Annotated in this window: 13 protein-coding genes; 7 read left to right on the top strand and 6 right to left on the bottom strand. The window is 72.8% G+C overall.

The window, feature by feature from the left end; translation table 11 throughout:
- Nucleotides 1–238: 238 nt before the first annotated feature.
- Complete coding sequence (locus ACS3YM_RS09605; protein WP_439936217.1) at nt 239–1,768, bottom strand: ATP-dependent DNA ligase; 1,530 nt, start codon at nt 1,766–1,768, stop codon at nt 239–241.
- Nucleotides 1,769–1,826: 58 nt separating this feature from the next.
- Between ACS3YM_RS09605 and ACS3YM_RS09600 the strand changes: the two genes are divergently transcribed.
- Both ACS3YM_RS09600 and ACS3YM_RS09595 read left to right on the top strand, forming a co-directional pair.
- Nucleotides 1,827–2,453 carry an FMN-binding negative transcriptional regulator gene (locus ACS3YM_RS09600; protein ID WP_439936216.1) on the top strand — a complete coding sequence of 209 codons (627 nt, stop codon included), beginning with the start codon at nt 1,827–1,829 and terminating at the stop codon, nt 2,451–2,453.
- A gap of 11 nt (nt 2,454–2,464) precedes the next feature.
- Nucleotides 2,465–3,067, top strand: a complete 603-nt coding sequence (locus ACS3YM_RS09595) for a hypothetical protein (RefSeq protein ID WP_439936215.1) — start codon at nt 2,465–2,467, stop codon at nt 3,065–3,067.
- Nucleotides 3,068–3,077: 10 nt separating this feature from the next.
- Here the strand turns inward: ACS3YM_RS09595 and ACS3YM_RS09590 are convergent, their stop codons facing one another.
- Nucleotides 3,078–4,190, bottom strand: coding sequence for a S8 family peptidase (locus tag ACS3YM_RS09590; RefSeq protein WP_439936214.1), 1,113 nt, complete (start codon nt 4,188–4,190; stop codon nt 3,078–3,080).
- A 129-nt stretch (nt 4,191–4,319) separates the two neighbouring features.
- On the opposite strand from ACS3YM_RS09590, the gene ACS3YM_RS09585 reads away from it, so the two are divergent.
- From ACS3YM_RS09585 to ACS3YM_RS09575, 3 genes are all read left to right on the top strand, one after another.
- Nucleotides 4,320–5,012: a hypothetical protein gene (locus ACS3YM_RS09585; protein WP_439936213.1), complete on the top strand. Its 693-nt coding sequence runs from the start codon at nt 4,320–4,322 to the stop codon at nt 5,010–5,012.
- A gap of 96 nt (nt 5,013–5,108) precedes the next feature.
- On the top strand, nt 5,109–6,824 hold the full coding sequence (locus tag ACS3YM_RS09580) for a DEAD/DEAH box helicase (protein WP_439936212.1): 1,716 nt from the start codon (nt 5,109–5,111) through the stop codon (nt 6,822–6,824).
- Nucleotides 6,821–7,213 carry a DUF1294 domain-containing protein gene (locus tag ACS3YM_RS09575; protein WP_439936211.1) on the top strand — a complete coding sequence of 131 codons (393 nt, stop codon included), beginning with the start codon at nt 6,821–6,823 and terminating at the stop codon, nt 7,211–7,213. Before ACS3YM_RS09580 ends, ACS3YM_RS09575 begins: the two co-directional genes overlap by 4 nt.
- A 17-nt stretch (nt 7,214–7,230) precedes the next feature.
- Here the strand turns inward: ACS3YM_RS09575 and ACS3YM_RS09570 are convergent, their stop codons facing one another.
- Entirely contained in the window at nt 7,231–8,175 is a 945-nt protein-coding gene (locus ACS3YM_RS09570; RefSeq protein ID WP_439936210.1) for an ATP-binding protein, read from the bottom strand.
- Nucleotides 8,176–8,246: 71 nt separating this feature from the next.
- On the opposite strand from ACS3YM_RS09570, the gene ACS3YM_RS09565 reads away from it, so the two are divergent.
- Nucleotides 8,247–9,101, top strand: a complete 855-nt coding sequence (locus ACS3YM_RS09565; RefSeq protein ID WP_439936208.1) for a carbohydrate kinase family protein — start codon at nt 8,247–8,249, stop codon at nt 9,099–9,101.
- A gap of 12 nt (nt 9,102–9,113) precedes the next feature.
- Here ACS3YM_RS09565 and ACS3YM_RS09560 read toward each other — a convergent pair whose 3' ends face one another.
- From ACS3YM_RS09560 to kynA, 3 genes are all read right to left on the bottom strand, one after another.
- On the bottom strand, nt 9,114–9,584 hold the full coding sequence (locus tag ACS3YM_RS09560; RefSeq protein WP_439936207.1) for a CBS domain-containing protein: 471 nt from the start codon (nt 9,582–9,584) through the stop codon (nt 9,114–9,116).
- 71 nt (nt 9,585–9,655) lie between these two features.
- A complete protein-coding gene (locus ACS3YM_RS09555) occupies nt 9,656–10,297 on the bottom strand; it encodes a class I SAM-dependent methyltransferase (protein WP_439936206.1) in 642 nt (213 codons plus the stop codon).
- Nucleotides 10,298–10,324: 27 nt separating this feature from the next.
- Complete coding sequence (gene kynA / locus ACS3YM_RS09550) at nt 10,325–11,179, bottom strand: tryptophan 2,3-dioxygenase (RefSeq protein WP_439936205.1); 855 nt, start codon at nt 11,177–11,179, stop codon at nt 10,325–10,327.
- 40 nt (nt 11,180–11,219) lie between these two features.
- On the opposite strand from kynA, the gene ACS3YM_RS09545 reads away from it, so the two are divergent.
- On the top strand, nt 11,220–12,158 hold the full coding sequence (locus ACS3YM_RS09545) for a DNA-3-methyladenine glycosylase family protein (RefSeq protein ID WP_439936204.1): 939 nt from the start codon (nt 11,220–11,222) through the stop codon (nt 12,156–12,158).
- The last annotated feature ends 82 nt before the right edge of the window (nt 12,159–12,240 follow it).

The following is a 12,240-nucleotide window of genomic DNA, read 5'->3' as shown; positions in this document are numbered from 1 at the left end:
TCGTCGCGCGCCCGTCGTATGCCGCCACCCACGGCGACTCGCCGGTCGTATGCCGCCACCCACGAGCGGACGTGCGACACCTCCGTCGCTCACCCTGGCGGCACACAACACGTGCAACGCCCACCCTGGCGGCACACGACATCGAAAGTCGTCGCGCGCCGGTCGTATGCCGCCACCCACGGCGACTCGCCGGTCGTATGCCGCCACCCACGAGCGGACGTGCGACGAGAAGCGGCCCTCAGTCGGCGATGTGCGCGCGCACCGTCTCGATGGTGTCGGCCTCGTCGGGCCGCTTGTCGTCGCGGTAGCGGATGACGCGCGCGAAGCGCAGCGCGACGCCGCCGGGGTAGCGCGTGGAGCGCTGGAGGCCGTCGAAGGCGATCTCCACGACCTGCTCGGGCCGCAGGGGCACGACGTAGCCCTCGCGCATGGTCGCGGGGGAGAGGGCGAGCTCGGTGAAGCGCTCGGTCTGCCACGCGAGCATCTCGTCGGTCATGCCCTTGAAGGTCTTGCCGAGCATCACGAAGCCGGTCTCCGAGGCCGGGTCGCGGGCGCCGAGGTGGATGTTGGAGAGCCAGCCCTCGCGCCGGCCCGAGCCCCACTCGACGGCGAGCACGACGAGGTCGAGCGTGTGCACCGGCTTGACCTTGACCCAGGCCGACCCGCGGCGGCCGGCGGCGTAGGGTGCGGACAGGTCCTTGACGACGACGCCCTCGTGGCCCGCGGCCACGGAGTCGGTCGCGAAGGCATCGGCGGCACCGGGGTCGGCGGTGACGAGGCGGCGCACGCGGTGCTGCTCGGGCACCAGCGCGTCGAGCGCGGCCAGGCGCTCGTGGCCGGGGGCGTCGAGCAGGTCACGCCCGTCGACGTGGAGCAGGTCGAAGAAGTGGGGCGTGACCGGGACGCCGGTGTCCTGCGCGGTGCGGCTCGCGGTGTCCTGGAAGGCCATCGGGCGCCCGTCGTCGGTCAGGGCCAGCGCCTCGCCGTCGAGGACGAAGCGCTCGGCGGGCAGCGCGCGGGCCACCTGGACCACCTCGGGCAGGCGTCCGGTGATGTCGTCGAGGCTGCGGGTGACCACCAGCACCTCGTCGCCGTCGCGGTGCACCTGGATCCGGATGCCGTCGAGCTTGGTGTCGATCGCGACCTCCACGGAGCCGTCGGGGGAGAGACCGGCCATCGCCGCCGCCACGTCGGGTGCGCTGGAGGCGAGCATCGGCATGATCGGGCGGCCGACCTCGAGGCCGATCGCGGCGAGGGCCTCCTCGCCCGCGAACGCCGCCCCGGCGGCCGCGACCGTGCTGCCCGCGAGCATCGCGGCACGGCGTACGGCTGCCAGGGGCACGTCGGCCACCTGTGCCACGGCCTCCTGGGTGACGGCGTCGAGCGCGCCCTGGCGGACGTTGCCGGTGACGATCGCGCGCAGCCACGCCTGCTCGGGCGCGGTCGCCCGACCGAACAGGTCGTCCACGGCCTGCTTGCGCGCGAGCTGCGAGCCCGCGCCGGCGAGCCGCGACATCGCCTCGAAGGCCTCGTGCACCTCCAGCACGCTCAACGACGGCTCGTCGGCGGGGGAGGGCAGGTCGCTGACCCCGCGCCAGCCCAGACCCGTACGCCGCTGGCGCAGCGCGCCACCGAGGTAGGACACGACGACCTCGAGCTCGTCGGCCCCGACGCGCGCGAGCGTCTCCGCGAGGGCAGCCACCTTGGCCTTGCGGGAGCGGGTGGCGGCCACGGCGACGGAGGTCGCGACGAGCTCGGCGAGCAGCATGCGTCCATCCTGCCGCCCGGCACCGACAGCGGGTCACCCCAACGGGCAGGATGGTGGCATGGCCAACGTCCCGGCAGCCGCGCAGCTCTACGTGCCGCGCTTCAACGTGATGGACGAGGACGACGTACGCCCCTTCGTCCAGGCGGTCGCCGCCGCTCAGCTGGTGACGGTGGGGGACGACGGCTTCCCGGACGCGACCTTCCTGCCGGTCCTGTGGGAGGGCGAGCGCCTCGTCGGCCACCTCGCCCGCGCCAACGGACACTGGCGCCGGATCGTCGACGGTGCGCCGGCCCTCGCGATCGTGACCGGGCCGGACACCTACGTCAGCCCGAGCTGGTATGCCTCCAAGGCCGAGCACGGCAAGGTCGTGCCGACGTGGAACTACTCCGTGGTCCACCTGCGCGGCCGCATCACCGTCCACGACGACCCCGAGTGGGTGCGCGGGCTGGTCACGCGCCTCACCGACCGGCACGAGGGTGATCGCGCGGAGCCCTGGGCGGTGGCAGACGCTCCGGAGGACTACATCGACAAGAACCTCCGGCCCATCGTCGGCGTCGAGCTGGTCGTGGAGAGCGTCGAGGCCAAGGCCAAGCTGAGCCAGAACCGCTCTGACGAGGACCGCGCGGGCGTGGCGCGCGGGCTGGCTGCCGACGGTCGCAATCCCACCGGGCTCGTCGCCCCGTGAAGCAGGGGCGGGTGCGGGAGCGCTTCACCGGCCGGATCGCCGGCGTCGGCAGCACGAGCGGCGTCCGCGTGGTCGTGGGGCGCTGGGACGACTCGCCGTGGGGTGGGTTCGCGGACGTCATGGTCGAGGACGCCTCGGGTCACCGTGTGCTGCTGGCGCCCGACGACCGGGTGCGCGACTTCGTCGCGTCGACCTACTCCTTCGACGAGCAGGTCCTCGAGCCGGTGACGGTCGCGGACACGGCCGACGGCTGGCAGGTCACGACGCCGTCGCTGTCCCTCCGCCTGACGGTGGGAGGGCGTACGCCGCTGGGGGCGGCGCTCGCCCTCGTGCCGGCTCGCGTCGCGACCTCGCCTGCCTGGTGCGGTGTCGTCGACCCGGTGGCCCGTGTCGTGCTCCGCGGCGTGCGCACGCGAGGGACCGCGGGTGGCGACCGGCGGGAGTGGTACGGCGCGACCTCCGTCGTGGGGGTCACGGCGATCCAGGGGGAGTGGCGAGGCACTGACCTCGGCACCCTCGCGCCGGTGGACCCACCTTGTCGCTTCGGGTTCTCCTCGACCCCCGAGCGGCCATCGGTCACGAGCGTGGTGACGACCATCGAGCGATCCGCGTGAGCCCAGTGCCTCAGCGGCGGGGCTTGCTGCCCCCCTTGCCGCCCCGGCCCTTGGTGGGCGCTGAAGCGGTGGTGACCGGCGTCGCCGTGGCCGCAGCAGCGTCGACGATGCCCCAGCCGAAGACCGGCGAGTAGACGCCGGTGACGTCGGTCAGGGGTTGCCGCGCCGTGGTGAGCAGCACGTCCTCGACCTCTGCGAGGTTGCGGCCCTGCGCGAAGAGCAGCGCCGCGACGCCCGCGACGTGCGGGGTGGCCATCGAGGTGCCGGCGTAGAAGTCGTAGTCGCTCTCGCCGCAGGCGGCGCTGCCGGTGCCCAGCGGAACGGTCGAGACGATGTCGTCCTCGCAGAACAGGAGGCCGGCACCACCGGGGGCCGAGACCGCCTTGAGGTCGGGCTTGTTCGGGAGCTCCGAGAACCAGCTCTTCGCCTCGTTGCGGTCGGTCGAGGCGACGCACACAGCGCCGGGCTCGAAGGCCGGGGTGTTGCACAGCGCGGTCGCCGAGTTGCCTGCAGCCGCGATGACCGCGACGCCCCGGCTGTTGGCGTAGGCGACCGCCTCGGTCACCGAGCTCTCGAGGCCTGTCAGCGTCAGGGCCTGCACACCGGGCAGGGCGCCCAGGCTCAGGTTGATGACGTCGGCACCGTGGTCGGCCGACCAGCGGATGCCGGCGGCGATCTCCTCGAAGGAGCCGCTGCCGTCCTCGAGCACCTTGACCGGCAGGATCTTGGCGTCCGGGGCGGTGCCGGCCACGCCGATGCCGTTGTCGGTGACCGCCGCGACGATGCCAGCCACGTGGGTGCCGTGCTCGTCGCCGTTGTTCTCGCCGTCCGGGCCGCGGTAGTCACCGTTGCCGCAGGGCGACTGTCCCTGGCAACCGGTGAAGGTCGCGCCCTGGAGGAGGTTGGCCTTGAGGTCGGGGTGGGCGAAGTCGACCCCGGTGTCGACCACGGCCACCACGGCTCCAGCGCCCTTCGTCGCGGTCCAGGCCTGCTCGGCGCGGACCTGGTCCAGGCCCCACTGCAGGTCGCGCAGGGGATCGTTGGTGGCGGCCTGGGCCGCGCCGCCGTGCAGCAGCGCGGCAGCCAGCGCGAGGGGGAGGGCTGATCCAAGGACTCGGCGCATGGGTGAGGTGCCTTTCCGTCGGGGGGGTGCTCGTCTCGTCATGTCCAACGACGCTGTGTCGCTGCGGTCACGGCGGTGCCTGGCTCGAGGGGGCTGCCAAGCCACCCGGGTGGGCCTATGTTCGACAGCGTGAAGTCACCGCAGGAATGGGCCACCTCCGCGGAGAGGCACCCGCGGCTGCCCGCGGGCACCGACGAGCGCGTCTCGGGGTACGGCGTGATGGCCGTGCCGTTCGCTTCCGGCCACGTCCTGGGCCTGCGCCGATGGACGGCCAGCTCCGTGAGCGACCCGTTCACCTCGATCTGGCACCGCGACCCCACGGGCAGGTGGCACTTCTACGAGACCTCGCAACCGAGCTTCGCCTGCTCGCGCTGGTTCGGCGACGGGACCTCCGGCTCGACCCTGTCCCCGATCCAGCTCACCTGGTCGTCCCCGACCGAGCTGCACATCGCTGCTCCCGGACTGGTCGACTGGCGCGTCCGCATGGAGTCGACCCCGATGACCCGCGCGATGAACGCCATGAGCTGCACCATGCCGATGGCGGCGTGGAACTCGGCCCCTGTCCTGAGGATGATGGGGAGGCTGGCCTCCCGCAGCCTGGGATCCGGACGCCTGGGGCTGACCGGCGTCACCTCGAACGGGCAGCGCTTCAAGGCCAATCCCTACCGGATCTGGCGGGTGGCCGAGTCGTCGGCCGCGATCCGCGGCGAGCCGGCCGGCGACCCGGCACCGCTGGAGCAGCAGGCCCGCCTGGGCGACTTCTGGCTCCCGCAACAGGGCATCTTCGCCATGGGCCGGGTCTCCATGGCCCACCGCGACTAGGCGACGGGGCTGGCACGCGTCGGGACCCCAACCCGGATCGACCTCGTTCTCGCGAGCCGGCACTGTTCGCGGAGGAGACCCCGCTACCGTCCGGGGGTGGCCAGTCGTCGACGTTCCGGTGCCCGTCGGCGCAGCGCGTCCCCGCGACCGCTGCCGGTCGCCGGGCCAGGCGAGCGGCTGTGGGTGCTCGACGTCCCCTACGGGACGCAGGTCGACGGCGCCACCTGGCACCCCGCGGTCAAGACGCACCTGCACGTCGGGCGTGCCCTGCCCGCGCACCTCGAGCCGTACTCGCCGGGGCCCTGGACGCTCGGTCGGTTCATCGAGAACACGCTCAACCCCGACCACCCGACGCCCGGCCCCGAGCCGACCGACGCGCTCGAGCCCCGGCGGATCCAGTTCGAGGCGGCCGACGCGATCGCGGCGCGCGCCGCGGCGGGTGGACGGCAGTTCCTGCTCGCCGACGAGCCAGGCGTGGGCAAGACGATATCCGCGGTCCTCGGGGCGACGGCCGTGGGCGACCTCCGCGGCGCGCGCCGCGTGCTGGTCGTGGCCGACCGGCCCGCCGCGATCACCATCGGCCACTGGTGCCGCACGATCACGGCGCTGGGCGACGGCGGACTCGAGTGGGTCGTGATCACGTGGGACCGGCTGGAGAAGGTCAAGGACCACGCCTGGGACGTGATCATCGCGGACGAGGCCCACGCCCTGCGTCGTACGACGACGAAGCGGTGGAAGCTCTGGGCGCGGATCTCGGGACACGGCAAGCCGCACGACCGGGCGCCGTTCGTCATCGCGACCACCGCGACGCCCGGCCACACCCCGCTCGAGCTGCCGTACCTCGCTCCCGCCTATGCGCAGGTGCTCGGCGAGTCGATGCGGGACTGGACCTCGGCGACGCAGCCCGGCGACATGTTCGCCACCGCGCTCGAGCGCCACGGCGTCGGGGTGGAACGGGGACGCTACGGCGCGACGTGGACCTCCGACCCGGCGCGGCGCGCGGCCGACCTCGAGCTCGTGCGCGGCTGGCTCGACGAGGAGCGACCCCCGGCGATGCTGCACCGTGCCGCACCGTGGGGGCCGGTGCCGATCTCCGGAATGCCGGTGGCGCTCACGCCGGCGGAGCGCACGGCGTACGAGGCCGAGTGGGGAGAGTTCTGTCGCGAGATGGACATCGCCCGGCGCGGCCGCAACACCGCGAAGGGTCGCGCCGCGCTCCTGCGCTTCCGGCAGAAGGCCGGGCTCATCCGCGTCGACTCGACGGTCGCCTGGATCGCCCAGCAGGTCGAGGCCGAGCGACAGGTGGCGTGCTCGGTGGAGTTCGTCGCGACCGCCGCCGACCCGATCGCCGACCGGCTGCGGGACTCCGGCATCGACGTCGCCACGATCTACGGCCGCGACCGGTTCGATCCCGAGGCCGAGCGGCTCAGGTTCCAGACCGGGCAGGCCAAGGTCTGCGTCTTCACGACGGTCGCCTCGATCAGCCTGCACGCCGGCGAGACCCTCGCCGACGGTCGTCAGGCCAGCACGGAGCCGCGAGTCGGTGTCTTCCACCAGGCCCGCTTCTCGGGCATCGCCGGACGGCAGGTGACCGGCCGCACGCACCGCGACCACCAGGTCTCGCCGTGGCACATCGCGTACGCCGAGGGCACCGTCGAGGAGCAGGTGGGCAAGGTGATGGTGGAGCGGATCGCCGCGGCCTCCGACACCGTGGGCAGCGACACCACCGGCCTCGCCGACCTCGCCCAGCTCCTCGGAGCCGACTGGCTGCCGATCGCGGCCCTGACCGAGGACAAGGAGCTGACCGCGTGAGTGCCGTACCCGCGCGCCGCGCAGGCGCCTCTGGGGTGCCCTCGGCCCTGGCCGCTGCTGTGCTGTTCTTCGTCCTGCTGGCAGGTCTCGTCGTGCTGGACGAGCTGCCCGTCACGCTGCTGGCTGCCTACGGCCTGGTCAGCGCGGTGGCATTCCTCATGTACGGCGCGGACAAGTCCGCAGCGCGACAGGGCAGGTGGCGCACGTCGGAGTCCACGCTCCACACCATCGCCCTCGTGGGAGGTTGGCCGGGTGCGTTGGTCGCGCGGAGGGTCTTCCGGCACAAGACGACCAAGCAACCGTTCCGCACGATCTTCTGGTCCACCGTCCTCGCCAACTGCGTGGCACTGGCCTGGCTCGTGTCCGAGGCGCCGCTGTCGCTGCCCTGACGAGAGGTGGTCGACGTTCAGCTCGATCGGGCGAGCAGCCAGTCCTCGTACGCCACCGGCGCGGCATCGTCCTCCGCCTGGCTGACGATGGAGTGGGCGAACCAGGTCCGCAGCGACACCATCTCCGGGGTGGACCGCGCGGTGAGCAGCTGGTGGGTCTCGCTGATCTCGTCTGCCAGGTTGTCGGCGGCAAGCAGCTCGCGGACGAGCGCGGCCATCTCACGGGGGAGCGTCATCTCGATGTCGACGTGCTCCAGCCCCGCTGCGGCGGCGTCCAGGGCGGTACGACGACCCAGGTGGCGCGCGAAGGCAGGGCGAGTCACCAGCTGCTCGATGAGCCGGCCCAGCTCCCGTGGCGGGGTCGGCCCCGCCGCGGAGTCGATGAGCTGGAGCTCCCGGACCAGGTCGTCGAGCCGTTGGTCGATCTGGAGCGCGAGCTGCACCGGGCACCGAAGGAGGCTCACTCTCGCCCAGCCCGCGGGCAGGACGACCGGCTCCGGTGGCGTCCCTTCGCCGTGCTCCACCACCGGTGGGCGTACGGCGTGCTCGACACCGTCACCGGCGAGGTGGGCCCAGACGCGTCGTCCATCGCCGCGTTCCTCGACGCCCCAGGACTCCGCCAGCACCGACACGATCGCGAGCCCGCGCCCGGTGGTGCCCTGGCTCGTGACAGGAGGCGGACCCACCGCCGCGAGCGGGACCATCCCGCCGGCGTCCTCCACGCTGACGCGCACAGCCGGCTCGAGGTCGCGCAACCGGACGTGCAGGTAGGGGCTGCCGCTGTGCAGGGCGGAGTTCGCTGCCATCTCGGTGACGCACAGGCCGGCGTCGTCGACGAGGTGCTCGCGGCCCCACTGCAGCAATCCGTCGACGACGAACCTGCGCGCTCCGGGGACGCTGGAGGTATCGGCGGCCAGTCGGACTCGCAGCTCCGGATGGGCCCCGCGGGGCACGGACGTCATCGTGGCATTGTGCCCCGCCCGGGGCGAGCCCGCGCCCTTTCCGTGGCAGGGTGCGTGCGTGGAGAACCCGGATGAGTGACGTCGTCGTGCACGGTCCCGCCTCGTGGAACCTCGTGGTCGACCTCGAGGAGCTGCCCGACCCGACACCGCACATGCAGTTCGCCACGGCGCATCGCGAGCTCGTCGGTGGGACGTCTGCAGGCAAGGCGGCGCACCTGCGTGACCTCGGCGCGGACGTCGTGCTCCACACGGTGCTCGGCACGGACGCGGCAGCCGGCGCGATCGAGGAGGCCCTGCTCCGAGCCGCGATCCCGACCGTGGCCACCCACGTGGACGGCCCCACCGAACGGCACCTGAACCTGATGGACCGAGACGGGGGGAGGGTCTCCATCTACCTGGACGTGCCCCTCGCGGCAGAGCTCGGAGAGTCGCTGGAGCGGCTGCTCGCGGATGTCGCTCGTGCTCGCGCAGTCGTGCTCGACCTGTCCGAGCCGTCGCGCGCCGCGATCGAGCGGGTCGCCGCGCTCGGGGTCCCGCTGTGGACCGACCTCCACGACTACGACGGGCGCAGCAGCTTCCACGCGCCCTTCCTCGACGCTGCGTCCTTCGCCTTCATGAACGGTGACCGGGTGGACTCACCGTGGGAGCTCCTGGAGGCCTGCGTGACCCGGGGGACCGAGGTCGCGGTGTGCACCCTGGGCGCGGAGGGCGCGATCGCGGTGGACGCCCAGCGCGTACGCCACCGGGTTGCCGCCGAGCCGGTGTCCCGCGTGGTCGACACCAACGGGGCAGGGGACGGGTTCATGGCCGGCTTCCTGGCTGCCCACCTCGACGGCGCGGACGTGCCCGGCGCGCTCCGGGCCGGTGCGCGGCAGGCCGCCCGAGCCCTGGGCACCGTCCAGCTCAACCCGATCCTCGAGCCCTGACCTGCCGCAGCCTCAGTCCTGACGCACCACGACCCGGGTGCCGCTCGGGACCACGACCACGTCCTCCTCGTGGGAGGCGACGTCGATGAGCACCTCGAAGAGGTCCCGCATCGAGACGAAGCCGGCGATCTTGTCCTCCTCGATGACAGGCAGGTGCCGGATCTGCGCCTCGACCATCCGCCGCGCCGTGTCGAGGACCTGGTCGTCCGGGTGTGCCGTGACGAGGTCCGTGGTCATCACGTCCGCAGCCGTCACGTGCTCCGGGTTGGCTCCCTGTGCGAGGTGGATGACGACGTCGCGCTCGGACACGACACCGGCGAGGTGGCCGTTCTCCACGACGCAGATGGCCCCGATGCCGTCCGCGGCCAGCGACTCCGCGACCTCCAGGAGGGTGGCCTCGCCGGGGACGGTGGCCACCGGCCACACCATGATCCGGGCGACCGCATCGCTGGGATGGATGCTGCGCTTGCTGCTGGTGAACATGGAGGCCTCCACTGGTGAGTCGACGCTCTGCTGCTGATGGCCCCAGCCTGTGCCGTCGACAGGTCCCACGGTCAGGGGCGTTGGTCCCCACCGGACGGACCGATCGACCCCGCCCCCGGTCGCGAGAGCTCGGCCCGCCACCACGTGCCGTCCTCGATCCGCTCGAGCCGGCGCAGGACGAGGTCCCCGTCCGCGAACGCCTCCACCTCCGCACGAGTCAGTGGCCACGGGGGTCCCGTCACCTCTGAGTCGTCCTCCCGGGTGGTCGCCAGGACCAGCAGGGTGCCCCCCGGGGCCACCAGCGAGGCGATCGTCCGCGCGGCCAGCGCGTGCTGTCCCGGCGGCATCGACTGCACGGTGAGGCTCTCGACCACGAGGTCGAACCTGCCCTCCCACTCCGGAGGGAGGTCGAGGACGTCGGCGACGAGGTACGTCACGCCGGCGGCGGGATGCTTCCGCCGCGCCCCCGCGATCGCCGTCGCGGCGAAGTCGAACGCCGTGGTCCGGAATCCCAGGCGGTGCAGCAGCTCGGCGTCAGCCCCGTAGCCGCACCCGACGACCAGTGCCTCGCGGCCGTCTCCTGCCAGGCCTCTCGCCTCGACCCACTCCACGAGCTGCGGCCGAGGGGCGCCGTAGTCCCAGGGCGGCGCGGCACCGCCGGCCTCCGCGCCGGCGTACATGGCCTCGAACATCTCCGAGGGCTCGCCCGTCACCACTCGAGCGTACGCCGCGCCGCGCGCCTACTGCCCGATCCGCGTGCGCACCTCGTAGAGCTCGGGGAAGAACGTGAGGGACAGCGCCCGGCGCAGGAAGTCGACGCCCGACGACCCACCGGTGCCGATCTTGTGGCCGATCGTGCGCTGCACGACCTGGAGGTGACGGAAGCGCCACTGCTGGAAGGCGTCCTCGACGTCGACGAGCTCCTCGCAGGTCTCGTAGACGCCCCAGTGCTCTGCCGGCGCGGCGTAGACCCCGGCGAAGACGTCCACGAGCTCGTCGTCGGTGCTGTGCGGTTGCGACCAGTCGCGGTCCAGCAGCCGCTGCGGGATGGCGTACCCCTGTCGCGAGAGGTAGGCCAGGAACTCGTCGTAGAGCGACGGCTCGTGCAGCAGCTCCTCGAGCGCGGCCCGCGCGGACTCGTCGTGGGAGAACACCTTGACCATGTCGGCGTTCTTGTTGCCGAGCAGGAACTCGACCTCGCGGTACTGCGCGGACTGGAAGCCCGAGCTGGTCGCCAGGAACGGCCGGATCTCGGCGTACTCGCTCGGCGTCAGGGTCGCCAGCACCGACCACTGGTCGGTGAGCGTGTGCTGGATGTGCTTGATCCGCGCCATCCGCTTGAGCGCGGGGGAGAGGTCGTCGCTGCGCAGCAGCGCGCGCGCCGAGCGCAGCTCGTGGATCATCAGCTTGAGCCACAGCTCGCTCGTCTGGTGCTGGACGATGAAGAGCAGCTCGTCGTGCTGGGGCGGGTCGGACAGCGGCTGCTGGGCGGCGAGCAGCACGTCGAGGCGCAGGTAGTCGCCGTACGACATGGACCGCGAGAAGTCCCGCTGGATGCCGGCCTCGAGGTCGCGCTGGTTGGCAGATTCACCCATGCCTGCAAGGTAGTCGGTGGGCTCGTCTAACGTCGCACCCATGGCCCCCTCCACCGTCGGCGAGCGCACTCGCACCTGGGTGCCCGACTGGCCGTGCTCGGTGGCGCAGGTGCTGCGCCCGCAGCGGCGCGGGGCGGGGGACCCGACGCAGCGTCACGAGGAGTCGGGTCGGATCTGGCGCGCCATGCGTACGCCGACGGGGCCGGCGTCGATCTGCGTCCACCAGCGGCCCGCGAGTGGCGACGTGCACGCCCGCGCCTGGGGGGCGGGGGCCGACTGGGCGCTCGAGCACCTGCCCCGGCTGCTGGGCGCCGACGACGACCCGACCGGCTTCGAGCCGCACCACCACCCCGAGGTCGAGCACGGCTGGCGCAGCCACGGGCACTGGCGCATCGGCGCCACCGGCCTGGTGATGGAGTCGCTCGTCCCCTCGATCCTCGAGCAGAAGGTCACCGGCAAGCAGGCGTTCGGCTCGTTCCGCGAGCTGGTCCGGCGCCACGGCGAGCCCGCCCCCGGCCCGGTCGCGTCGCTGCCGCTGATGCTCCAACCGACACCGGCCACGATCGCAGCGATCCCGTCGTGGGAGTGGCTGCGCCTCGGCGTGCAACCAGCCCAGTCGCGCACGGTGGTCACCGCCTGCCGCCTGGCAACCTCCCTCGAGCGGGCCAGCGAGGTCTCTGCGGAGGAGGCCGACAGGCGGCTCCGCTCGGTCCGCGGGATCGGGGTGTGGACGAGCGCCGAGGTGCGCCAGCGCGCCCTCGGTGACCCCGACGCGGTGAGCTTCGGCGACTACCACCTCGCCAACTGGGTCGGCTGGGCGCTGGTCGGCCACGACATCAGCGACGAGGAGATGGCCGAGCTGCTCGAGCCCTACCGACCCCAGCGCGGCCGGGCGGCAGCCATGGCGATGGCAGGAGGCCGCGCGCGCCCGCGACGTGGTCCACGGATGAGCGTCCCGACGCATCTCCCCACACGCTGAAGGCGGTTCAGTCCAGCAGGAGCACGGCGAGCCAGCCGAACCAGACGACCAGCGACGCGTAGCCGGCCACGTGGACGGCATC

Source organism: Nocardioides sp. N13(2025) (assembly GCF_051912545.1).
Lineage (GTDB): Bacteria > Actinomycetota > Actinomycetes > Propionibacteriales > Nocardioidaceae > Nocardioides.
Note: the sequence above shows the minus strand (reverse complement) of the source record. Positions and strands in the feature narration are given on the sequence as shown.